This is a genomic window from Sutterella megalosphaeroides (genome assembly GCF_003609995.1).
GTDB lineage: Bacteria > Pseudomonadota > Gammaproteobacteria > Burkholderiales > Burkholderiaceae_F > Sutterella > Sutterella megalosphaeroides.
The window spans coordinates 976,550-999,139 of record NZ_AP018786.1; the positions used below are offsets into that span (position 1 = coordinate 976,550).

Annotated in this window: 20 protein-coding genes; 19 read left to right on the forward strand and 1 reads right to left on the reverse strand. The window is 63.1% G+C overall.

Annotation, left to right across the window (positions count from 1 at the left end):
* Positions 1-219: 219 nt before the first annotated feature.
* From uppS to fabZ, 10 genes are all read left to right on the forward strand, one after another.
* Positions 220-972: a polyprenyl diphosphate synthase gene (gene uppS / locus S6FBBBH3_RS04330; RefSeq protein ID WP_120176584.1), complete on the forward strand. Its 753-nt coding sequence runs from the start codon at positions 220-222 to the stop codon at positions 970-972.
* A 170-nt stretch (positions 973-1,142) separates the two neighbouring features.
* Positions 1,143-1,988, forward strand: a complete 846-nt coding sequence (locus tag S6FBBBH3_RS04335) for a phosphatidate cytidylyltransferase (protein WP_120176585.1) — start codon at positions 1,143-1,145, stop codon at positions 1,986-1,988.
* Positions 1,989-2,133: 145 nt separating this feature from the next.
* Positions 2,134-2,763: a YigZ family protein gene (locus S6FBBBH3_RS04340; protein WP_120176586.1), complete on the forward strand. Its 630-nt coding sequence runs from the start codon at positions 2,134-2,136 to the stop codon at positions 2,761-2,763.
* A 211-nt stretch (positions 2,764-2,974) separates the two neighbouring features.
* The gene (locus S6FBBBH3_RS04345) at positions 2,975-4,129 is read left to right on the forward strand and encodes a metallophosphoesterase (protein ID WP_120176587.1); all 1,155 of its coding nucleotides are present in this window, start codon (positions 2,975-2,977) and stop codon (positions 4,127-4,129) included.
* Between the two features lie 92 nt (positions 4,130-4,221).
* Positions 4,222-5,406, forward strand: a complete 1,185-nt coding sequence (gene dxr / locus S6FBBBH3_RS04350; protein WP_120176588.1) for a 1-deoxy-D-xylulose-5-phosphate reductoisomerase — start codon at positions 4,222-4,224, stop codon at positions 5,404-5,406.
* Entirely contained in the window at positions 5,407-6,750 is a 1,344-nt protein-coding gene (gene rseP / locus S6FBBBH3_RS04355) for an RIP metalloprotease RseP (protein ID WP_120176589.1), read from the forward strand.
* Between the two features lie 276 nt (positions 6,751-7,026).
* A complete protein-coding gene (bamA, locus tag S6FBBBH3_RS04360; protein ID WP_120176590.1) occupies positions 7,027-9,363 on the forward strand; it encodes an outer membrane protein assembly factor BamA in 2,337 nt (778 codons plus the stop codon).
* A 123-nt stretch (positions 9,364-9,486) separates the two neighbouring features.
* Positions 9,487-10,071 carry an OmpH family outer membrane protein gene (locus S6FBBBH3_RS04365; RefSeq protein ID WP_232008833.1) on the forward strand — a complete coding sequence of 195 codons (585 nt, stop codon included), beginning with the start codon at positions 9,487-9,489 and terminating at the stop codon, positions 10,069-10,071.
* Between the two features lie 159 nt (positions 10,072-10,230).
* Positions 10,231-11,334, forward strand: a complete 1,104-nt coding sequence (lpxD, locus tag S6FBBBH3_RS04370) for a UDP-3-O-(3-hydroxymyristoyl)glucosamine N-acyltransferase (protein WP_120176591.1) — start codon at positions 10,231-10,233, stop codon at positions 11,332-11,334.
* Positions 11,335-11,416: 82 nt separating this feature from the next.
* Positions 11,417-11,881 (forward strand): 3-hydroxyacyl-ACP dehydratase FabZ, encoded by a 465-nt coding sequence (fabZ, locus tag S6FBBBH3_RS04375; protein WP_120176592.1) that lies wholly within the window; start codon positions 11,417-11,419, stop codon positions 11,879-11,881.
* 593 nt (positions 11,882-12,474) lie between these two features.
* Here the strand turns inward: fabZ and S6FBBBH3_RS04380 are convergent.
* Positions 12,475-13,188 (reverse strand): hypothetical protein, encoded by a 714-nt coding sequence (locus S6FBBBH3_RS04380; RefSeq protein WP_120176593.1) that lies wholly within the window; start codon positions 13,186-13,188, stop codon positions 12,475-12,477.
* A 376-nt stretch (positions 13,189-13,564) separates the two neighbouring features.
* Here S6FBBBH3_RS04380 and S6FBBBH3_RS04385 point away from each other — a divergent pair, with 376 nt between their 5' ends.
* From S6FBBBH3_RS04385 to S6FBBBH3_RS04425, 9 genes are all read left to right on the forward strand, one after another.
* On the forward strand, positions 13,565-13,990 hold the full coding sequence (locus S6FBBBH3_RS04385) for a hypothetical protein (protein WP_120176594.1): 426 nt from the start codon (positions 13,565-13,567) through the stop codon (positions 13,988-13,990).
* Between the two features lie 197 nt (positions 13,991-14,187).
* Positions 14,188-14,976 (forward strand): acyl-ACP--UDP-N-acetylglucosamine O-acyltransferase, encoded by a 789-nt coding sequence (lpxA, locus tag S6FBBBH3_RS04390; protein ID WP_120177819.1) that lies wholly within the window; start codon positions 14,188-14,190, stop codon positions 14,974-14,976.
* A 110-nt stretch (positions 14,977-15,086) separates the two neighbouring features.
* Positions 15,087-16,271, forward strand: coding sequence for a lipid-A-disaccharide synthase (lpxB, locus tag S6FBBBH3_RS04395; protein WP_120176595.1), 1,185 nt, complete (start codon positions 15,087-15,089; stop codon positions 16,269-16,271).
* Between the two features lie 106 nt (positions 16,272-16,377).
* Positions 16,378-17,148, forward strand: a complete 771-nt coding sequence (gene rnhB / locus S6FBBBH3_RS04400) for a ribonuclease HII (protein WP_120176596.1) — start codon at positions 16,378-16,380, stop codon at positions 17,146-17,148.
* A gap of 61 nt (positions 17,149-17,209) precedes the next feature.
* A complete protein-coding gene (locus tag S6FBBBH3_RS04405) occupies positions 17,210-18,052 on the forward strand; it encodes a TrmH family RNA methyltransferase (protein ID WP_232008834.1) in 843 nt (280 codons plus the stop codon).
* Between the two features lie 190 nt (positions 18,053-18,242).
* Complete coding sequence (locus S6FBBBH3_RS04410) at positions 18,243-19,418, forward strand: iron-containing alcohol dehydrogenase (protein ID WP_120176597.1); 1,176 nt, start codon at positions 18,243-18,245, stop codon at positions 19,416-19,418.
* A 10-nt stretch (positions 19,419-19,428) separates the two neighbouring features.
* The gene (locus S6FBBBH3_RS04415) at positions 19,429-19,803 is read left to right on the forward strand and encodes a helix-turn-helix transcriptional regulator (RefSeq protein WP_120176598.1); all 375 of its coding nucleotides are present in this window, start codon (positions 19,429-19,431) and stop codon (positions 19,801-19,803) included.
* Between the two features lie 229 nt (positions 19,804-20,032).
* The gene (locus S6FBBBH3_RS04420; protein WP_170143812.1) at positions 20,033-21,874 is read left to right on the forward strand and encodes a sensor histidine kinase; all 1,842 of its coding nucleotides are present in this window, start codon (positions 20,033-20,035) and stop codon (positions 21,872-21,874) included.
* Entirely contained in the window at positions 21,864-22,487 is a 624-nt protein-coding gene (locus S6FBBBH3_RS04425; protein ID WP_120176600.1) for a response regulator transcription factor, read from the forward strand. Before S6FBBBH3_RS04420 ends, S6FBBBH3_RS04425 begins: the two co-directional genes overlap by 11 nt.
* The last annotated feature ends 103 nt before the right edge of the window (positions 22,488-22,590 follow it).

Consider the following 22,590-nt stretch of genomic DNA (forward strand, 5'->3'; position numbering starts at 1 on the left):
GCCCTTCGAACGAGATCGAACGGGATTCCGATTCGGAGTCCCGTTTTCGTTTTGTCGCGGGCAGCCTTCCCGAACGGCGCGAAACGTTTCGACCTGTTTCGAAAACGACGCGACTGCGGGTCCTTTCGATAAACTCTCCCGACAATGCCCGATGACGCCCGCAGGCGTGCTTTGCCGCCCGCTTCGGGCCCGACTCACCCCTTTACGCTTCCCACATCCATGTTTGCCGCTCGTCAGGACTCCGCCGACTCCCTTCTTCGCGCTCCCCGCAACGTCGCCGTCATCATGGACGGGAACGGCCGCTGGGCGAAAGCGCGCCTGCGTCCGCGCGCCGAAGGGCACCGCCAGGGCGTCAAAGCCCTGCACCGTCTCGTCGAGCGTTCGGCGGAGCTCGGGGTCGAGGTCCTCACGGTCTTTGCCTTTTCGAGCGAAAACTGGAAGCGTCCCGCGACCGAAGTGCGTCTCCTGATGGAGCTCTTTGCTCAAGGGTTGGCCCGTTGGGAAGCTCCTCTTCGCGAAGCGGGCGTGCGCCTTACGGTGGTCGGGGACCGGAGCGCCTTTTCCGACTCGGTCGTGCGCGCGATCGAAGCGTGCGAGCGGGGAACGGCCGGCGGCGACCGGATGCTCCTTCAGATCGCCGCCAACTACGGCGGTCGCTGGGACGTGTGCCAGGCGGCGCGCCGCTGCGCCGAAGCGGACGAAGCCGTCACCCCCGAGAATCTGGAAAAGTACCTCGCGACGGCCGGAACGGGCGAAGTGGACCTACTTATTCGCACCGGGGGCGAGCAGCGCGTTTCGAACTTCCTCTTGTGGCAGATGGCTTACGCCGAAATCTATTTCACGGAAACCCTCTGGCCCGACTTCAACGAAGCGTCCTTCGACGAGGCGGTTCGCTGGTACCAGGGGCGCGAACGGCGTTTCGGGATGACGAGCGAACAGGTGCGGGCGGCTTCGGGCTTGACCGGCCTCTGAGGAAGCCCCTCAAACCTTTGCCGAAAGGCACCCCTATACCGAAGGTCTTAAGCCTCGCGGCGGACCTTTTCGGTACAATCGAAGCCGACGATGCGCGCCGACGGGGCGACGCCCTGCGGTGACGCGCTCGTACTCGATTTTGAAAACCAAAACCTGAGGTCGGAACTTCGATGCTGATGCTTCGCGTCATTACGGCGACCGTACTGCTCGCCGTTCTTTGTATTGCCATCGCGATGGGGCCGCTCGCGTTTGCGGGCGTCATGGCCGTCGCGTTCGGCGCCGCGCTCTACGAATGGCTTCGCATGGGCGGCCTCGGTCCCGTGCCCGCCGTGCTCGTTGCGGCCGTGGAAATGATCACGCAGTTCTCGCTCTACTGGGCGGGGGCGCTGCCGCGCATGGAGTGGTTCCTCTTCATCATCGACGGCGCGGTGATGCTCGCGTGGTTCGCGATTTTCTTCACCGAGCTCGCCCACCGCAAGAACGGCTTCAAGGTGAGCGTGCGTACGTGTCTGGTGTCTGCCGTCACCTTCGTGCCGGCCGCGTACCTGTCGCTCCTTTACCTCTATGAAATCGGCGACTGGGTGATGGTGCTCTCCGTTCTCCTCATCGTTTGGGGTGCCGACATCTCGGCCTACTTCAGCGGTCGAGCCTGGGGCAAGCACCCGATGGCGCCCGCGATTTCGCCGAAGAAGACCTGGGAAGGGGCGCTCGGCGCCTACGTGATCGTGATCGTCTTCTTCCTCCTTACCTACTGGTTCTGCATCCAGAAGAACGTCTTCACGAACTTCCTCTTCGACGAACTGGGCTTCGTTTGGGGCGTCGTGGTGTTGGCGGGCTTGGTGGCCCTTTCGATTGCGGGCGACCTCTGGGAGTCGATGTTGAAGCGCCTCGTCGGGATCAAGGATTCCTCGAACCTGCTCCCCGGCCACGGGGGCTTTTTCGACCGCATGGATGCGACGCTTCCCGTGATTCCCGCCGCGACCTGGATCATCCTCTCGGTGGTGCTCGCGCGCTGAGGCTGAAAGCCCGAATCCCGCGTAAGTTTTGCTGCGGAGCTCCGACCCCCGATCGGTCGCGGGCTCCGCCGTCGTTTCGGGGGTACGATTTTCTTTTTCCCACGACCGACGGCTCTTCTTTTCGAACCCTTCTTCTCCGCTTCCCATGACCGACGTCTACAACGTACCGAACCTCGCCCCGGGGGAATTCCACCGCACCGAAGACACGATCCGGCGTTCGCGCTTCATCGTGACGATGGCGCGCGTGAGTTCGCCCGAAGAGGCGAAGGCCTTCATCGACGGCATCCGCGAAGAACACCGTCACGCGACGCACAACTGCTGGGCGTACGTGGCGGGCGCCCCGGGGGAAACGGCCTTCGTGGGCGCGAGCGACGACGGGGAGCCGAAGGGGACGGCCGGGCGCCCCATGTTGACGGCCCTCCTTCACAGCGGCGTCGGCGAAGTGGCCGCCGTCGTGACGCGCTACTTCGGCGGGATTTTGCTCGGCACGGGCGGACTCGTGCGGGCCTATCAGGGGACCGTGAAGCTGGGGCTCGAAAGCCTTCCCGTCACGGCGCGCGAAGAGACGGTGCGCTTTGTGGTTTCGATCGACCACTCGGCCGTGACGGACTTTCTCCACCGCTTGAAGAGCGTCCGAGGACGCATTTTGTCGAGCGACTTCCGGTACGACGCTTCCTACGAAGTGCTCGTTCCCGAACGCGAGGCGGAGGCTTTCGAGGCGGGCCTCCTGGAGCGCCTTGCGGGCGAGGGGCTTGTCGAGCGGATGGAGGACTGACATTCGCTCACGTTCGGGACGACAGCCCGCCCTCGGCGTTTTCCGTCGAAAACGCTCGCGTTGTTGCCCGAAACGCGAATTTGTGTTCGGACGTTGCATGGGGGCGCCGCTCAGCCGTCCCGAGAAAGAGCGCCTCGTAGAATAGAAGGCCTTTTCATGTGACCGAGTGCTCCGACCTGCAACCCTTTCGCCACCCATCGGTTTTGTCCCCATGCGTTTTGCGATCTTCAATCTCATCCTCGCCCTCTGGGTGACCTGGCGTTTCATCGCTCCCGCGGAAATCCGCCGCGGGATCAAAGCGGCGTTGCTCGTTGCGCTCGTGCCGGCGGTGGTCTATCCGGCCGCGGCCGATTTGTGGTTGGGCGGGCTCCTTTCTCCCGAACTCCCGCGCTGGGTGATCGTCGGGGCGACGGGGACGCAGGCCGTGCTCTTTTTCTTGGCCGGGATCACGTTGCTGCGCGAAGCGATCATCCTTTGCTGCGTCTTGGCGGGTCGCTCGGGCGTGAAGCCTCACCGCCTCGTGCAGCGCGACCGACGCACGGTGTTGGGGCTCTTGGGCGCCTCGGTCGGGCTCGGCGCCTTCGGGATGTACGAAGGGATCCGCGTCCCGGATGTGGTCGACCACACGATCCCCGTGAAGGATCTGCCGCCCGAATTGGAAGGGTTCTCGTTCGTGCAGCTCTCCGACATCCACTGCTCGGCCCTCTTGACGGAGCCGCACGTGCGTGCGCTCGTCGAGCGCGTGCAGTCGCTCAATCCTCAGCTCATTCTCATTACGGGCGATTTCGTCGACGGCACCGTGAAGCGCCGCGAGCGCGACGTTGCCCCCTTGGCGGGCCTCTCCGCTCCGATGGGCGTTTGGGGCTGCGAAGGCAACCACGAACACTACGGGAATTACGACGCCTGGATCGCGAAGATCGAAAGCCTCGGGATTCGCCTGCTCAAAAACGCCCACACCGTTTTGGACGTGCCGGGGCGAAACGCCAAGATTTGCATCGCGGGACTGGCCGACCGCATGGGCGCGCGCTTCGGGCGCGAAACGCCCGACGTGAAGCGCGCTTTGGAGGGGGCTCCCGACATCAAGGCGGTGCCGCGCATTTTGCTCGTGCATCAGCCCAAGGGGTTCCCGAGCTACCGCGAGGAAGCGGACTTCACCTTGCAGCTCTCGGGTCACACCCACGGCGGGCAGGTGACGGGCTTCGATCGGGGTGTCGCGATCATGAACGGTCTTTTCGTGCGCGGCCAATATGCGCTCGAAGACGGAACGAAACTCTACGTTCACCCGGGCTCGGGCGTCTGGAACGGATTCCCCTTCCGCGTCGGGATCCCCGCCGAAATCGCCCGGATCACGCTCGTGAAGGCCTGAGGGAAGACATAAGGTCCGAGGCTCAAGCCCTGAGGTTTGAGGGCTTCGGGCGGCGGACAAGAAAAAAAACGAAACCAAGAGGAACCAGAACCATGACTCAATCCATCGCGCTTCTCGGCGCCACGGGCAGCATCGGTCGTTCGACCCTGGACGTCGTGCGGCAGCATCCCGAGCGCTTCGTCGTTCACTCGATGGCGGGTGCGACCCGCGTGGAGCCGCTCGTCGAAGCGGCCCGCGAATTCCGTCCCCGCATCGTTGCGATCGCGACCGAATCGAAAAAGGACGAACTCGCCGCCGCCCTCCGTGCGGCGGGCGTCGACGCGGAAGTGCGCGCGGGTGCTGCGGCCGTCGCCGAACTTGCGGGCGACCCCGAGGTCGACTCGGTCGTGCAGGCGGTCGTGGGCGCGGCCGGGGTCGAACCCACCTTCCGCGCGGCCCGTGCGGGGAAGCGTTTGCTCCTTGCGAACAAGGAAAGCGTCGTCTGCGGCGGTGCGCTCCTCATGGACGAAGTGAAGCGCGCGGGGGCGACGCTTCTGCCTTTGGACAGCGAACACAACGCGATCTTCCAGTGCTTGGTCGGCGCCTCGGACGAAGCGCGCGCTGCCGCGCGCATCGTTTTGACGGCCTCGGGCGGCCCCTTCCGCGGGCGCCGCGACCTCTCGGGCATTACCCCCGAGATGGCCGTCAAGCACCCGAAGTGGTCGATGGGGCGCAAGATCAGCGTCGACAGCGCTACCCTCATGAACAAGGGCCTTGAGGTGATCGAAGCCTCGTGGCTTTTCGGTTTCCCCGCCGATCGGATCGACGTCGTCGTTCACCCGCAGTCGATCATCCACTCAATGGTGACCTTTGCGGACGGCGCGACGATTGCTCAGTTGGGCGCCCCCGACATGCGTACGCCGATTGCGTACGCGCTCGGTTGGCCCGAACGTATGGACGGGGGCGTGAAGCCCTTGGACTTCACGACCCTTGGGACGCTTACCTTCGAAGCGCCCGACCGGGAAACGTTCCCCTTGCTCGACCTTGCCTTCAAGGCGCTTGCCGCGGGCGGCGGCGAAACGATCGTGTTGAATGCCGCGAACGAAATCGCCGTCGAGGCGTTCCTCGACCGTCGCATCGGCTTTACGACGATGTTCGCGCTTGTCTCTGAGATGCTCGCGAAAATCGACGCCCCGAAGCCCGCGAGCGTCGAAGAGATTCTCGAGCTCGACCGCACGACCCGTGCGCTTACGCGCGAAGCGGTTGCGGCGCTTGAGCGTAGCGGCAAGGAGGGCTAAATGGCGGTTCTTACGTCCGTCGTCGGTTTTCTCATCACGCTCGGCCTCATCATCCTCATTCACGAGGGCGGGCATTACCTTGCCGCCAAGTGGCTCGGCATTCGCGTGAAGCGCTTCTCGATCGGGATGGGCAAAGTCATCGCGAGCCGTCGCGCGTGGGATACGGAGTTTGCGCTCTCGGTCCTTCCGCTCGGGGGCTACGTGATGTTCGAAGAGCCCCACGAGCACCCGAACGCGCCCGCCGAAATCCGCAACGCGCTCTTTTCGAACGTCGCCCGTTGGAAGCGCGCGATCGTGATCGCGGCGGGGCCCTTCATGAATTTCCTCCTGGCGTTCGTTCTTTTCATCGCGGTCGGCGCGATCGGAACGAAGGACGTCGTCCCGTACCTCGCGGCCGCGCCCGATACGCCCGCCGCCCGTGCGGGAATCGAGACGAACGACCGCGCGGTGGCCTTGGGGGGCGTTCCGGTTGCGGGTCTCACGGATCTGCAACTTGAAATCCTCAACCGCGTGGGCGAGGGGTCCGTGCCCCTCACGCTTGAGCGCGCGGGCGTTCCCGTCGAAACGACGATCGACCTTTCGGACTTCTCGATGAAGGACGCGGTCGAGCCCGGGTTCCTCTTTCGCGACGTGGGTCTGCGTCTTACGGGGAAGGGCGTTCTCGTGGGCGAACCGATTGCGGACGGTCCCGCGGACAGGGCGGGCTTGAAGTCGCGCGACCTGATCCGGAGCGTCAACGGCACTCCGATGAACCTCGAAGAGTTCCTCGCCGCTGTGAAGGCCTCGGCCGAGAAGCCCTTGACCCTGTTGATCGAGCGCGACGGGACGGGTGAAATGACGATCACCGTGACGCCGCGCGCCGTGAAGGACGAGGCGACGGGGGCGGTCGTGGGCCGCGCCGATTTGACGCTCATGCCGGGGATTGAATTGACGACCGTGCGTCACGGTCCGATCGAGTCCATTCGCATGGCCTTCCACAAGGTGATGAGCCTCACGACCGTGCAGGCCTCGGCCGTGAAGGGCATGGCCGAGGGCGAAGTCGGCACCGACACGATGCAGGGTCCCGTGGGGATTGCCGGCATGGCGGGTAGCGCCGTGACGGCGGGGCTTTCGGCCTTCCTCGATTTCGTCGCGGTGCTGTCGATCGCGATCGGTTTCATGAACCTGATCCCGATTCCCGCGCTTGACGGCGGGCAGCTCGTGATCCTCGCCCTTGAGGGGACCTTCCGGCGCGACTTGCCCGCGAAGGTGCGCGAGTGGCTCGCGGCGGGGAGCATGGCGCTTCTTGTGCTTCTTGCCATCTACGTCACCTTCAACGACGTTTCGCGCCTGACGGGACCGTAAGCGTCTTCTGCAAAAGCGCTCCGCCCCGTGCCTCGAAGTGCCTCAAAACAGCGAAAAGGGCCTCGGGAAAACGCCACATTTCGCTCCTTCGGGGTCGCACGGGCGGTGCGCTTTTTGGTAACCTTGTTCCCGACCTTGAATCGCGTTCTCCGCCGCGGGCGGAGGGCGCTACGATACGAATTTTTCAGCGTGTCCGCGACCCCCTTCTCGGGGATTGAGACGAAGCGCGCAACGTCGCGCAGCGAACCCCGGGCACGATTTAAAGAGAGAACAGTCTTGCAGCTCTTCAAGTTCACCAGAATCGCTTCGGGTGTTCTCGCGGCCCTCGCTCTTGCGGGCGAAGCCGCGGCGTTCACGATTTCGGACATTCGCGTCGAAGGTATCGTCCGTACGGAACCCGGCACGGTCTTCTCGCATCTGCCGTTCCGCGTCGGGGACGACTTCACGCCCGAAAAGGGCTCGCGGGCCATTCACTCCCTTTACCAGTCGGGGCTCTTCCGCGACGTTTCGCTCTCGCAGGACGGGGACGTCCTCGTGGTCTCCCTCATCGAACGTCCCGCCGTCGCCACGATCGAAACGCACGGCATCAAGGCGTTCGACAAGGACGCCGTGGAAAAGAGTCTGCGCGACGTCGGCATGGCCGAGGGCCGCATTTTCGACCAGGCTACGCTGGAGCGCGCCGACCAGGAACTGCGTCGTCAGTACCTCGCGCGCGGCTACTACGGCGTGTCGGTTAAGACCACCGTGACGCCGCTTGAACGCAACCGCGTTCGCATCACGATCAACGTCGACGAAGGCCGCGCCTCGTCGATCGCGGACATTCGCTTCGTCGGCAACACGATTTTCGACTCCGACGAACTCGCCGACCTGATGCAGCTCGGGACCCCCAACTGGATGTCCTGGTACACGAAGCGCGACCTCTACTCGCGCGAAAAGCTGGCGGCCGACTTGGAAACGATCCGCTCGCACTACATGAACCAGGGCTACCTCGACTTCAAGATCGACTCCGTCCAGGTCTCGATCGCGCCGAACAAGTCCGACGTCTTCGTCACGATCAACATGACGGAAGGCGAAAAGTACACGGTGAAGAGCGTGAAGCTCACGGGCGACATGCTCGGTCTCGACAAGGACTTGGAAAGCCTTGTTACCATCAAGGAAGGCGAAATCTACAACGCCGAAAACGTGAAGAACCTCTCGCAGGCGATCACGGACAAGCTTTCCACCCTCGGCTACGCCTTTGCGGCGGCGCCCGCGAACCCCGTCGCCGACCGCGAAAACCGTACGGTCGACATCGTCTACACGATCGACCCGGGTCGCCGCGCCTACGTGCGCCGTGTCAATATCACGGGCAACAACCGCACCCGCGACGAAGTGATCCGCCGCGAAGTCCGTCAGTACGAATCCGCCTGGTTCGACAGCGACAAGGTGAAGCTCTCCCGCGACCGTATCGACCGACTCGGCTACTTCGAAACCGTGACGGCCGAACCGAAGCCGGTGCCGGGCACGCGCGACCAGGTCGACCTCGAAGTGAACGTGAAGGAACGTCCCACGGGCTCCATCTCGCTCGGTGCGGGTTACTCCACGTCGGACGGCATCATTCTCTCGGCGGGCTTCGCGCAGAACAACGTCTTCGGTACCGGGAATTCGGTGTCGGTCGACGTGAACACTTCGAAGTCGCAACGCACGTACGCCCTTTCCGTCGTTGAACCCTACATCACCCCCGAAGGCATCAGCCGCGCGTGGGACATTTCCGACCGCAAGGTGGACCTCGACGAACTCGACGTCGCGGACGTGACGTACGAAACCCGAGCGCTCGGCGTTTCGTGGGGGATTCCCTTCACCGAACTCGACCGCGTCTTCCTCGGCGGCCGCTGGGAAATGACGAGCGTCGACACGAACGAAAATTCCCCGCAGCGCTACAAGAACTACAAGGAGCAGTTCGGCGACGATCCGATGAGCTTGGCGCTCACGCTCGGTTGGTCGCGCGACAGCCGAGACAATTCGCTCGCGCCGACCCGCGGCGTCTACCAGCGCTTGAACGGCGAATTCGGGCTTCCGGGGCTCGACATCCAGTACTACAAGCTCACCTACCAGTACCAGCAGTTCGTGCCGCTCACGCGCACGTGGACGCTCGCCTTCAACGGCGAAGTGGGCTACGGCGACGTCTACGGCGACACCTCGCAGTTCCCGTTCTTCAAGAACTTCTACGCGGGCGGTATCGGCTCGGTGCGCGGGTTCAATTCCGGCACGCTCGGTCCGAAGGACTACTCCTACACGTACCAGGGCGACACGGACGCGGACAACCTCGGCGGCGATCGCATGCTGACGGGGTCGATTGAAGTGTTGGCGCCCTTGCCGGGCGGTGACCGCACGCTGCGCATCTTCGGCTTCCTCGATGCGGGTTACGTCTGGGGCTACGAAGGCGTTCCGATGTCGGGCGGCCGCTACGAACGTCAGGACGTGAGCCTTTCGGATCTGCGCTACTCGACGGGTATCGGCGTCGCGTGGATTTCGCCCCTCGGTCCCCTGAAGTTCTCGATCGCCGCGCCTCTCAACGAAAAGGAAGGCGACGACGTGCAGCGCTTCCAGTTCCAGATCGGTACGGGCTTCTGATACGTACGCTGCAATCGGTCGGACGTGAGTCCGGCCGATTTCCCAACGGGGAAGAGCGTTTTGCTTTCTCCGCACCTTTTTCGCGTCTTCCCGACGTCTTCCCTTTGACCGGAGGGCCTCAACATGCCGAAGATCCTTTCCGCAACGCTTCTTCCCCTCGCCGCTTTGACGTCCGCGGCGCTTCTCGGTGCCGCGCCCGCGCTTGCGGCCGAAAGTACCCCGGCGGCCGCAACCCGCTCGAGCGAAGCCGTGCCGGTTCTCAAAATCGGCGTCGTCAACATGGAGCGCATCCTTCGCGATGCGAAGGTGGCGCAGGAGGCGAGCGATCGGCTGAACGCCGAAGGGCAGCGCCGTCAGGAAGAAATCGACGCGCTCGCGCGCCGCTTCAAGACGCGGCTCGAGCGCTTTGAGCGCGAAGCGAAGACGATGGACGAAGCGAGCCGCGTCGCGGAGCAGCGCGCGCTCGCGGAAATGGAACGCGACGTCACGCGCCGCAACCGCGAAGCGCGCGACGAATTCAATCAGCGCCGCAACGAAGAGGTGCTCCTCCTGCAGAACCGCGCGGGTCGTGTCATTCAGGAAATCGCCCGCAGCGAAAAGTTCGACCTCGTGCTCTACGAATTCTTCTACGCGAGCGACCGGGTCGACCTCACGAACCGCGTGATCGAAGCGCTCGATCGCGACGCGAAACCCGCAAAATCGAAGTAAGCGACCGCTTTTTCGAACCCGGCCGAAAATTTCCGAAAATCTCAAAAAGCCGCCCGAGTCGCAAGGTCCCCGCGCAAGACGAAATGCCGGGCGCTTCGCTCCCGCGGCTTTTTTGATCGATCGTGCGCCCGAGACCTCGGGTGCCAAGGAGTCCGAATCGTGACCACTCAACAGCAACCGACCTATCTCGCCTCCGAACTCGTCGCACAGGTGCGCGAACGCTCGAAGGGACGGCTCGATGCGCGTCTCTCGGGCGAGGACGTCGTCGTCAAGCGCTTCATGCCCCCGCAGTCGGCGGGTACGGGCGACATGGCTTTTTTGACGGACGCGCGCTACGCGGACGCGATGAAGGCGTCCGCGGCGTCCCTTGTGATTCTTCGCGAAAAGGATTACGAAGCGGTCTTCGGCGCGGAAGGCCGCACGCAGGGCTCGGTGCTTCTGTGCGAAGACCCCTACGCCTTCTTTGCCTTCGCGTCGCAGCTCCTTTTCCCCGTCGCCGCGACCCCGGGCATCCACCCGCGCGCCTATGTGGAAGAGGGGGCCGAGATTGATCCCACGGCCGCCGTTGAAGCTTTGGCCGTCGTCAAGCGCGGTGCCCGCATCGGCGCGCGCGCGGTCGTCCGTTCGGGCGCCTACGTGGGCGAAGACGCGCAAATCGGCGCCGAATGCCTCATTCACCCCAACGCTGTTCTCGAAGCGGGCACGGTCTTGGGCGAGCGTTGCGTCGTGCAGGCGGGCGCCGTTTTGGGGGGCGACGGCTTCGGCTTTGCGCCCTTCCGCGGCGAATGGGTCAAGATCCCGCAGGTCGGCCGCACGGTGCTCGGCGACGACGTCGAAGTGGGCGCCAACACCACGATCGACCGCGGCGCTTTGGACGACACGGTCGTGGGCGAAGGGACGAAACTCGACAACCAGATTCAGCTCGGTCACAACGACCGGATCGGCAAGCATTGCGTGATGGCGGCCTGCGTCGGCATTGCCGGGTCCACCACGGTGGGCGACCACGCCATGATCGGCGGCGCCGCGATGATCAACGGCCACATCACGATCCCCTCGGGCTCGGCCGTCGGTCCCGCCACCGCCATTACGGGCTGGGGCGAAAAGCCCGCGCAGCGTACGGGCTTCTTCCCTGCGCTCGAAGGGAAGGACTTCCAGCTGACGGCGGCCACGCTCACGCGCCTGCCGCAGCTTCGCAAGGACCTGAAGGCCTTGGAGCGCGAAGTGGCCGAATTGAAGGCGCTAATCCGAAAGGAAGAAGCGTAACCCAGGGAAAAGCGCGACAATACTCCGACCCGAGGCCGGGCTCACGCTCGGCCGACTTCGTTCACACTCACCGAGACTCGACATGCCCAAGACCCTCAACATTGCGGACATCATGGAGCAGCTTCCGCATCGCTATCCGTTCCTTCTGATCGATCGCGTGCTCGAACTCTCCGACGAACTCGACCGCGTCGTCGCGATCAAGAACGTCACGATGAACGAGCCGCAGTTCACGGGGCACTTTCCCGAAGTGCCCGTCATGCCCGGCGTTCTCATGATCGAAGCGATGGCGCAGGCCTGCGCCATCATCGCGCTTGCGCGCCTGCCCGAAGGCGTGGACCGCCACAACAGCCTCTTTTACTTTGCCGGCATCGACAAGGCCCGCTTCAAGCGCGTCGTGCAGCCCGGCGATCAGCTCGTGATCGAAGGGAGGTTCATCCGTCAGAAGATGGGGCTCGGCGTCTTCGAAGCCGTCGCGACGGTGGACGGCCAGGTGGCCTGCTCGGCGCAGCTGATGTGCGCCTACCGCCCGGTGCCGAAGAAGGACTGATCGGCCGAATCGACCGCAGCGACTCCGGTTCGTTTCGGTCGCTTCGACCGCTTCGATTGCCACGGCCCGAGAGGGGATCGATCTCGGCTCGGGCCTTTTTGCAGTCCGTCCTGCGCTCTGGTTGCCGGGAGATGATTCGGCAAGGCGCTTCGGGGCATTTCGAGAGGGGTTCAAAGGCTTTCCGACGCCGTTTTCGGGCTTTTTGAGGAAACCTACTTCTTCAAAGAAATGCCGACCTTCACGATGCAGTAATCAACCTGCTAGAGTGATGGCTAGTATTCGCCATCGGCCGCCGTAGCGGTGCGAGAGGAATGAGCGGCGGGCCTCCACCGCTCGCGAAAGCGCCCTGTCGGTTCCCCGGCAGGGCGTTCCTTTTACTTACTAAGCTGTGGTGCCGCGTCGAGGGCCGTTAGAACAGCCGTGCCCTGCTGTTCGCTGATAGCCCCCTTCTTCATCGCGCGCCAGAGATAGTTAGGAAATTTGGTCTTGATGTAGTTATTCCGAATCCAGCATCGGAAAAGCGGAAGAGCTTCGTCTGGATAAGCCCATGCGTCTACAGCACCTGCTACGGCTTGGCGGTAATAACTTGGGTATTAGTGCTTGTAGCGGACCCTTTCTCCATACTGTTCGGCCAAGTTTTCCGACTCCCACAGTTTCGCCCAAGCCTGCCCAATGGAAATATCCGGGATCACCTTATCAGTCACGATGAACCCGCTGTGGATAAGCGGAACAATCATGAAGCCGATCTCTTGGAACACGCAAAAGTAGCCAGAAGGCGTATTGTTTCTCACCCCATCGAGCCGCTCCGCCCAGCGCTGAAGGTTCTGAATAACTGTCGTCTGTGGGTGGTAGTCAACGGCCTTGTAGACCATTGCCCTGAACGAAATGGCTAAGAGTCTGCGACAAGCTTGAAGAGCTTCTGGTTTCGGACCGCCGCTGCCAAAAGCATAAAACTCCAAGAAGGCCATGCACACAGGTTCGGTATACGCGTTGATCCTTTTGCCGTTTGCTTCGACTTGAATGAAAAGCTCATCTCCCGAGAAACCCCGGTTTTTAAGTAGTTGAGAAACTTCTTCGTTAGCGCTGCTCGGGATCTTCTCTCTCCAACTGGAGACGCGCTTTTGCAACGTAGATCGGGCAACACCGCAAAGTTGAGATAGCCCGGTCTCGGAAAGATAGGGCATTCCGTTTTCCAGCACGCCCATTTCGATACCATCACGTTCAACTTGCTTTTCGGCCTTAAAAAGCGCCCCTGAAACACCTGCCGAACTCAGTGCTAATTTGTCAACTAACATGTTGTTTTTCATTGAATATTTACCTGCCGAATTATGTCCGTGTGTCGAAATTTTAATCCTCTCCGCAGAGGAAGATTGCCCACTCCTGCAAAAGTTTGCTGCGCTTCTTGGGGTGGGGCGTTTTACGGACCTGCTAACCGAGGGGTTCGTTGGTTAGGGTTCAGGTTTGCGTGCTGAGCACGGCTTCATAGTTCATCGGCGCTCGCATTCCCAGGGTGGAATGTGACCGACGCCGATTATAGTTCGAGAACCAGGGGCTTCCCAAAAAAATAACCATTTGAAATTTATGAATTATTTTGATAGATTATGGTTTTTTAGGCAAAAAATTAGGATTGTATAATTGTAGTTTGCCAAAACAGAAGTGCACAAAAAACCTATTATAGGAACAGTGTACTCCACGTTCTGCAAAGTTGTCAACCCCACCTTGTTTTCCACCCTGAGCTTTGACGACTTGGTCGCCGCCGACGACAAGAGCGGCATCGACGCCAGCCTGAAGCTCGTCTTCGAGCAGTGCCGTGAAATTCTGGACCGGGCCTTCAAGAAGCCCCATCAGCAGTTGCGCAAGCAGAAGTTCGTTTTTTCCACCCTCATCCCATACGCCGATTCGGCATGCCGCGGCGCAAATCACCTCGATCTGATCCGCAACTTCGGGCTGATTTCATGCGTCAATAAAAAAGACCATAAAAAACACTCACTTACAGATTTCCGGAAGTACGGCAACAAACAGAAGTCCAAGACTCGTGCGCGCGGCCACTGCCTGCTCACGATGTTCTGCTACAACCTCTGCCGCCAGCACACGCTTCTCAACTATTGAGGGGATTTTGACGGCCCCCCGTTTTCAATCTCGGGCCCCCGCCCGTATAATCTCCCTCAACAGTGCGACTTACCCTCGAAGGGGGAGGCCGCCCACCGAACGTCAGGGCCGGCGGACGAAGCCTCCGTCGGTCCGCCCGCGGCGTGCCCGACGTCTTTTCGGCACGCACGACCCGGGCGAAGCGAAAGGAATACTTCATGGCTCAGATTCATCCGACTTCCGTCGTCGACGCGCGCGCGGAATTGGCCGACGACGTCGAGATCGGTCCCTTCTGCCTTGTCGGCCCCGAAGTCAAGATCGGCGCGGGTACGCGCCTTCGCAGCCACGTCGTCGTCGAAGGGCGTACGACGATCGGTTGCCGCAACGTGATTTACGCGGGCGCCTCGATCGGCTGCCACCCGCAGGACAAGAAGTACGCGGGTGAAAATACCGAACTCGTCGTGGGCGACGACAACGTGATCCGCGAAAACTGCACCTTCTCGATCGGTACCGTGCAGGACCACGGCATCACGCGCGTCGGGAGCCGCAACCTTTTCATGGCGAACGCCCACGTGGCGCACGACTGCGTGGTCGGAAACGACGTCATTCTTGCGAACAACGTGGCGCTCGCCGGTCACGTCACCGTCGAAGACTTCGCCATCATCGGCGGGCAGACGGGCGTGCACCAGTTCGTGCGCGTCGGCGCCCACGCGATGGTGGGAGGCGCCTCGGCCGTTCTTCGCGACGTGCCCCCGTACGTGATCTGCCACCTCAACCCCTGCACGCCCGCGGGTCTCAACCTCGTGGGCCTGCGCCGTTCGGGCTTTACCGACGAGCAGATGCGCGCGCTTCGCCGCGCGTACGGCGCCCTCTACCGCGAAAACCTGACCGTCAAGGAAGCCGCGGAGAAGATGGAGACGCTCAAAGCGGAATTTCCGGGCGCCGCCGCCGAAATCGAGCACTTCCGCCGATTCGTCGTCGAGAGCCCCCGCGGCGTGATCCGCTGATTCGAACCCCAAAAGCCCGACGCGCAAACGGTGCGTCGGGCGTTTTGTCGGTTTGCGACCGAATTCGAAAACGACCCCAAACAACTACCTCAAGAGACGCTGGAGATACCATGGGCAACCATCATCCGATTCCCACCCCTGAAAAGAACGGAGCCGTCTGGCTCGCGGGCGAGGCGAGCGGCGACTTCATCGCGAGCCTCGTGCTTCCCGAAGTCGCGCGACGCATGAAGGGCGCCCCGCAGTACGGCGTGGGCGGTCCGCGCATGGTGGAAGCGGGCTTTCACGCCTGGCACGACATCCGAGAACTCTCCGTGCGCGGTTACGTCGAAGTGCTCTCGCACCTGCCGCGACTCATGCGTCTTCGCAGCGACCTCGTTCGTCGCTTTGCGGACTCGATGCCGCAGGTCTTCGTGGGTGTGGATGCGCCCGACTTCAATCTCGGCGTCGAAGAGCAGCTGCGCCGCCGCGGCATCCCGACGGTGCACTTCGTGAGCCCCTCGATCTGGGCGTGGCGTCCGGAGCGCATCCACGCGATCCGCCGCGCGGCCGACCACGTGCTGCTTGTCTTCCCCTTTGAAGAAGCGCTTTATAAGCGCGCGGGCATCCCCGCGACCTACGTCGGTCATCCGCTCGCGAACGTCATCCCGAAGGAACCCGACACGGCGGGCGCCCGACGCGATTTCGGCATCGAAGATGAGAAGCCCGTCGTCACCGTGATGCCGGGCTCGCGCATCGACGAAGTGAACGGGTGCGGTCCCGCCTTCTTCGAAGCGGTCGACAAGGTCCTCCACCGCTTGGGCGACATGCACGTCCTCATCCCCGCCGCCGACGAAGCCGCCCGCGCGAAGATCATCTTCACGGCGAGCCGCTTCGCGCGCCTCGCGCAGGCGATGAAGGTCGAAATCGGCAACAGCCACCGCATGATCGAAGCGGCCGACGCCGTGCTGTGCGCCTCGGGGACGGCCTCGCTCGAATGCGCGCTCTACAAGAAGCCCATGGTCGTGGGCTACAAGATGCCGGCGCTCACGGGGCTCATCATGCAGCGCAAGGCCCTCGTTCACTGCGTGTCGCTTCCCAACATCCTCATGGGTGAAAAGGTCGTGCCCGAATTCCTGCAGTACTTCTGCGAAGCCGACCCCATTTCTTACGCCCTCGAAGACGCGATCACGAACGAAACGCGTCGCAAGGAGCTCGAAGAGCGCTTTGCGCGCCTGCACGAGGACCTCACGGCCGATACGCCGAACCTCGCCGCGAACGTGATCCTCGAAATGGCTTCGCGCCGCGCGTCGCGCTGATCGAGAGGTTTCGCGTTCGGTTCTTTCCGAGCGCGAAACCCGACCTCACGGAGAGCGTTCCGCACGCGCGGGACGCTCGATTCATTTTCCGAATTCGATTTTGCTCATGACTACGAAAGCCCGTGCGACCGCCTCGAAGGTTGAGGAACCCGATCTCTTTGCGGAGCTCGATACGGAGACGCCCCTTCTGACGGCGGGCGTCGACGAAGCGGGGCGCGGACCGCTTGCGGGCCCCGTCTGCGCCGCGGCCGTGATTCTCGACCCCGAGCGCCCGATCGAGGGCTTGGCGGACTCGAAGAAACTGACGGCGAAAAAGCGCGAAGCTTTGGCGCCCCTCATCAAGGAGCGGGCGCTCGCGTGGTCGGTCGCGTGGGCGAGCGTCGAAGAAATCGACGAACTCAATATCCTGCGCGCGACGATGCTTGCGATGCGCCGCGCGGTCGAGGGGTTGTCGACTGAGCCCGAACTCGTTCTCGTCGACGGGAACCGCACGCCTGAAATTCCTTTTAGGGTCGAAGCGATCGTCAAGGGGGACGCCAAGGTGCCCGCCATTTCCGCGGCGTCGATTCTCGCGAAGACCGAGCGCGACCGCGTGATGACGGAATTGGATGCCGAGTACCCGGGTTACGGCTTTGCTCGCCATGCGGGTTACGGCACGGCCGCGCACGTTGAGGCGATTCTCGCCTCGGGCGTGACGCCCGCGCACCGAAAGACGTTCGAGCCCGTGAAGTCGATCGTCGAAGGGCGCCCGATCGAATCCAAGGCCGCCAAAGCGAAGAAAGCAGCGACGAAAGCGACGAAAGCGACGGGCGCGACGAAAGCCCGCGGCCGCAAGCCCCGAGCCGAGGCTCCCCGATCCTCGACCGAAACCGAATAACCATTTCTCCGCTCGGACCACCGAGCGCGTCGAAATCCCGAAGCGAAGGAGGGCGAAGCCCGTGTCGACGATTCTTCCCATTGAAAGTTCCGCCAATCCGAAATTGAAGCGCTGGCGCAAGATCGCGCGCGAAGCGCGGGCGATGCGCCGCGAAGGCTCGACCCTCGTCGAAGGCCTCCACCTTCTGGAAGTGGTTCTGGAGGCGCTGGAGAGCCCCGACCGCTCGCAGCGCCCCGACGTGCGCGCCGTGATGATTTCCGAACACGCGACGGACGAAGCGGGGGACCTTGCGATTCGCTTGGCCGAGCGCGCGGGCGTTCGCATCTACGGTCTCTTGGGGCCGCTTTACGACGAGCTCTCTCCCGTAGAACACGGGGCGGGCTGCATGTGCGAGATCGCGCTTCCCGCCGAAAACCCCGACGATGCGGCGCCCTGGACGGACGATCTCCTTTACCTCGACGGCGTTCAGGATGCGGGGAACGCCGGGACGCTCGTTCGTACGGCGGTTGCGGCGGGCGTGCGCACGATCGTTGCGTCCCCGAAGACGGCGCAACTCTGGTCTCCGAAGGTGCTCCGCGCGGGCATGGGGGCGCACTTCGGCGCGCGGATCATCGAAAACGTTACGGCGGAAACGCTCCGCTCGCGCTTTGCGGGCCGCATTCTCGCCGCGGACGCGCGCGGGGGCGAAGACCTCTTTGCGGCCGCCGACTACACGGACGCCGGCCCCGTCTGCTGGGTGATGGGGGCGGAAGGCCCGGGCGTCTCCGAAGAGGCGCTCTCGGTCGCGGACGCGCGCTACTACATCCCGATCGAGAAGGCGTGCGAGTCGCTCAACGTCGGGGCTGCGGCTGCGGTGTGTCTTTTCGACGCCCGACGTCGGCGCTTGGCGCGCGGCGCGCTCTGATTGCGACCTCGAAAACGAATCCCCGAGTGCGCGACCGCCCGACACTCGGGTAATTCTTCGGGTCCTCGGACCCGCGGGCGGGCTAAACTTGCGTCAAAACGGGACGGAGGACGGCCTCCCCCGATCGATGAAGCCGCTCGGGGCGCCGTACGGCACTCTGTCGGCGCTTCCAATCCGAAGGACTTACGACATGCAGAATTTTTCCTACTACAACCCGACCCGACTCGTTTTCGGTCGCGGCGTCGAAACCCAGGTCGGGAGCGTCGTCTCCGAGATCGTCGGCCCCGAAGCCAAGGTGCTCGTGATTTACGGCGGCGGCTCCGCGAAGCGCTCGGGCCTCCTTGACGCGGTGCACGCAAGTCTCGAAGCGGCGGGCATTGTGGTGCTTGAAAAGGGCGGCGTGCAGCCCAATCCCCGCATGTGCTTCGTGCGCGAAACGGTCGACTGGGTGCGCGATCAGGGCGTGCGCGCGATCATCGCCGTGGGCGGCGGCTCCGTGATTGACACGGCCAAGGCCGTGGCGGTCGGGGTTGAGTACGAAGGCGACTGCTGGGACTTCTTCGAAGGGAAGGCCAAGGTCGAAAAGGCGCTGCCCGTCTTTGCCGTTCTGACGATTCCCGCGGCGGGGTCCGAGCAGTCGACGCGCTGCGTGATCACGCATCACGGCACGAAGACCGGGATCGGCACCGAACTCATCCGTCCGCGCGCGGCCTTCATCAATCCGGAGCGCTTTGCGACGCTCCCCGCCTGGCAGATCGGTGCGGGGCTCGTCGACATGTGCTCCCACATCATGGAGCGCTACTTCTCGAAGACCGACGCGACCGAGTACGTCGACGGCCAGTGCGAAGCGGCGTTGCGTACGATCATGGCGTCGGGCCTCAAGGTGTATAACGACCCCTCCGACTATGACGCCTGGTGCCAGGTGGGGCTCGCGGGGTCATTCGCTCACAACGGCTACTTCGGTCTCGGGCGCGAAGAAGACTGGGCGTGCCATGCAATCGAACATGAAATTTCCGGCTGGCGCGAAGAAATCACGCACGGCGCGGGCCTGGCGGTGGTGATCCCCGCCTGGATGCACTACGTCTCGGGCTTCGAGCCCGCGCGCTTCGTGCAGTTCGCCGTGAACGTCATGGGGGTGGAACCCCGCGAGGACGACGCGGAAACGATTCGCCTCGGGATCGCGAAGTTCGCCGCCTGGACGCAGTCCGTGGGGATGCCGGGGACGCTCGCTGCGCTCGGCGCCGAAGACTGCCCGATCGAAGCGCTCGCGCGCCACTGCTGCCGCGCGGGCACGGTCGGTCACCTGAAACCTCTCAACGTCGACGACGTCGCCGCGATCCTGACGGGCGCGGCGGGGAACGTCTGAGGTACGGACGATGGCTCGCAATACCTCGAAGGGCGCTCGCCCGAACAAATCGGGCCAAGCGGGTCGCGCAGGGCGATCCGGGCGCTCCTCTGCGGCCGACCGTCCCCGTCACCCGGGGCTCGTGCTTGCGGAAGCTCTCGACGAAACGCCTCCCGCCGTAGCGGCGAAATGGTTCGGTCTTACGCCCGAAGAGGCGCAAAAGCTCCTCGCAGGGGAAGCGCCCTTCACGGCTGAGATCGCCCGCCGTGCGGGGGACGTCTTCGGGACGGGCGCCGCTCCCTGGCTCGCGCTTCTGGAGGCGTGGGAAGAGGCGAGTGCGCCGAAGCCCGCGAAGCGGGCCGACGTGCCCGCAACGGCCGAGACCTCCGAGGAGATGAAGGACTGAGGCCCGGAGCGCATCCGTCGCTCCCGGATTCCCGCCGTCGAATATCTTCGCAACGGGGGTGAATCCTCGGCGACGGATCCTCTGCGGCCGTATCGGACGTCCGCAGGGAGTTTCGATGCGCCCAAACATTTCCTTTCCGTTTCCGGTCGTGCGCGGGTTGACGGCAGCCTTGATTGTCGCGGTGCTCGGCCTCGCCGCGCCGTCCGAGTTATTTTCCTCGCCTTGCACGGTGCCGTCCGAAGACGACAAAGACGACACCGTCGTACTTGGCGTACTGAAGCCTTTGCCCGGGCACGACGACCTTACCTATCAGCCGGGCGAAACGAACGTCGTCAACGAGACGCTCGACTATTTGCAACGCGCATTGCCTCATCGCCGTACGGACGTCCGCTACTACTCGCCCGCGGAACTTGCCGAGGCCGTGAAGGCGCGTACCGTATCGTTCGCGCTGATGAGTTCCGGCCAGTATGTGGAGCTGACACGCTACGGTCTTTATCCTCTGGCAAGTCTCAAAACCGCCCGATATCCGAATCCCAACCGCGTTTCGGGCGCGCTTTTCGTCGCGCGCGCGGACCGCGGCGACCTCTCGACCCTTGAGGACATGGCGGGCCTTCGAGCGGGCTACAACTACAAAGGTAATTTCATCAATTACCAAATCCCCCGCGCACGAATCGCCCGTGCAGGATTCGACCCCGATACGTTTTTCGGCAAGGAGGTCTTCACGGACAACCATCCGAGACGTATCTTGGACCTCTTGCTTGAGGATCGTATCGATGTAGGCGTTTTCCGCGTCTGCGAACTTGAGGCGCTCGTCGAGCGGGAGCCGACTTTGGCGGGAAAATTCCGAGCAGTGGCGGCCGTCGGCGATGAGGGAGAGGTTTGCAAGCGCTCGACCGAGCTCTACCCGGGTTGGACGATGACTGTGACGGCCGGCGTCGACCCCGCATGGACAAGCGAGCTGACGGAGGTGCTCTTGCGCATGCCGCCTTCGGTCGACGGTGGAGTGAGTTGGAGCATTGCGACGGAATTCGGGCGCGTCAACGAGGTCTTTCGGGAAATCAAGGAAGGCCCGTATCGTTACCTGCGCGCCTGGACACTGCAGCGCATCGTGCACGAATACGGGGCGATTCTCGTCGCGCTGCTTGTGGGGCTCGGCTTCTGGGTTTGGCACTGGCTGAACGTCGAGCGGCTTGCGCAGGAACGTGCACGACACCTTTCGGACGCATACCTCGCACTGCAAAACAGCGCGGAAGCGGCCGAGCGAGCGGAAGCGCGCCTCGCCGCACTTTCGAGAATCGGCGTCCTCAACGGGCTTTCGGGGATTTTCGCTCACGAAATGGGACAACCTCTGTCGGCGATCGGCTACCGGGTGCAAGCCGTGAAGGCAACCGTTCGCAGACTCGTGCTGTCCGCCGACGAGGAACCGATGCGCGAGCGCATTCTTGAGAACGTCCGAGCGGTCGAGTCGCTCAACGAACGTGCGGGGCGCATCCTGGAAAAGGTGCGCGACTATGCGAAAGGTCGCGCGTCAAAGCGCGGTCCCGTACGCATCGATCTGCTTTTCGAGGCGGTATTGAAAGAGCTCGGAAAAGGCAGGGAATTGTCGGGACGGACGCTCAAGGTGAGGGCTTTCCCGGCGCTGACCGTCGTGGGCGACGAACTCGAACTGCACTTTGCGCTCCTCAACGTCCTCAAGAATGCCTTCGAGGCGGCGGAGGCCGATTCAAGCTCCGCAAGCCCGTCCCCCCAAGGGGCCTCGGCGGATGAGGACGCACGTGCGCCAACTCGGTCACCCGGACTCGTGGAAGTGAGTCTGACGAGCGAGGCGGGCGAGGCGGTGCTCGTCTGCACGAACGACGGGCCGCTTGTGGACGAAAAGTCGCTCGAAGCCTACCTTTCTCCCTTCGGCTCCCGGAAAAAGAACGGCATCGGACTCGGGATCCTGCTCGTTCGCTCGATCGTCGAAGCGCACGGAGGTCGGGCGCGGTTCGAGCCTCGTTCTCGGGGAGGTTTGGTTGTAACGTTGAAGCTTCCTCTTTACGCGGTCCGGGAGAAGTCTCATGAACGGTGAAAACGCATTGATTCGCATCGTCGACGATGACGACGATGTCCGCTCGGCGCTCTCGGCGATGCTCGAGTGTGAGGGTTTCGACGTCAAGAGCTTTGCAGACGGCGAATCTCTTCTCAACGACCTCGATCGGGAGCGAGCGGGGTGCGTGCTTCTTGACGTACGGATGCCGGGGCTCTCGGGGCCCGAGGTTCAAGCCGCTCTCTTGGAAAAACGCGTTGCGCTTCCCGTGATTTTCCTCACGAGCTATGCGGAAATCGACGTGGCCGTCACGACGTTGAAGCACGGGGCGGAGGACTTTCTCATCAAACCCGTGGCGCCCGATCGGCTCCTTACCGTCGTTCGGGAGGCGCTTGCTGCCGATGAAAAACGTCGTGCGGCGTCAAGAGACGAGGCGGCCTTGTCCGCAGCACTCGCACGGCTGACCGAGCGGCCTCGAACGGTCCTTCGGCTCATGTTGCAACACTTGAACGATGCCGCGATCGCGGAGCGGCTCGGTCTCTCGGAGAGAACGGTGCAGGTCTATCGGCAACAGGTCTACAAGGCCTTTGACGTACACTCGCTCAAAGCCTTCGAGCGTCTCGCGCCTGAGATCGAGAAGTTGTCGGGCATCTGAAAAGGCCCGAGGGGAGCGCTTCTTTTTTTACTTAAGTAAAACGCGGGTTACCTTGAATGTAAGGAAGAATCCGCCTGCGACGCGCGGAGAACGTTTCCGACCG

Excerpts from the sequence above, each read along its gene's own strand:
- lpxB (WP_120176595.1), top strand. The coding sequence starts at position 15,087 with ATGGGCAACCATCATCCGATTCCCACCCCTGAAAAGAACGGAGCCGTC.
- S6FBBBH3_RS04340 (WP_120176586.1), top strand. The coding sequence starts at position 2,134 with ATGACCGACGTCTACAACGTACCGAACCTCGCCCCGGGGGAATTCCAC.
- S6FBBBH3_RS04415 (WP_120176598.1), top strand. The coding sequence starts at position 19,429 with ATGGCTCGCAATACCTCGAAGGGCGCTCGCCCGAACAAATCGGGCCAA.
- rnhB (WP_120176596.1), top strand. The coding sequence starts at position 16,378 with ATGACTACGAAAGCCCGTGCGACCGCCTCGAAGGTTGAGGAACCCGAT.
- S6FBBBH3_RS04365 (WP_232008833.1), top strand. The coding sequence starts at position 9,487 with ATGCCGAAGATCCTTTCCGCAACGCTTCTTCCCCTCGCCGCTTTGACG.
- S6FBBBH3_RS04410 (WP_120176597.1), top strand. The coding sequence starts at position 18,243 with ATGCAGAATTTTTCCTACTACAACCCGACCCGACTCGTTTTCGGTCGC.
- S6FBBBH3_RS04345 (WP_120176587.1), top strand. The coding sequence starts at position 2,975 with ATGCGTTTTGCGATCTTCAATCTCATCCTCGCCCTCTGGGTGACCTGG.
- dxr (WP_120176588.1), top strand. The coding sequence starts at position 4,222 with ATGACTCAATCCATCGCGCTTCTCGGCGCCACGGGCAGCATCGGTCGT.
- fabZ (WP_120176592.1), top strand. The coding sequence starts at position 11,417 with ATGCCCAAGACCCTCAACATTGCGGACATCATGGAGCAGCTTCCGCAT.
- uppS (WP_120176584.1), top strand. The coding sequence starts at position 220 with ATGTTTGCCGCTCGTCAGGACTCCGCCGACTCCCTTCTTCGCGCTCCC.
- S6FBBBH3_RS04380 (WP_120176593.1), bottom strand. The coding sequence starts at position 13,188 with ATGAAAAACAACATGTTAGTTGACAAATTAGCACTGAGTTCGGCAGGT.
- lpxA (WP_120177819.1), top strand. The coding sequence starts at position 14,188 with ATGGCTCAGATTCATCCGACTTCCGTCGTCGACGCGCGCGCGGAATTG.
- rseP (WP_120176589.1), top strand. The coding sequence starts at position 5,407 with ATGGCGGTTCTTACGTCCGTCGTCGGTTTTCTCATCACGCTCGGCCTC.
- S6FBBBH3_RS04335 (WP_120176585.1), top strand. The coding sequence starts at position 1,143 with ATGCTGATGCTTCGCGTCATTACGGCGACCGTACTGCTCGCCGTTCTT.
- S6FBBBH3_RS04425 (WP_120176600.1), top strand. The coding sequence starts at position 21,864 with ATGAACGGTGAAAACGCATTGATTCGCATCGTCGACGATGACGACGAT.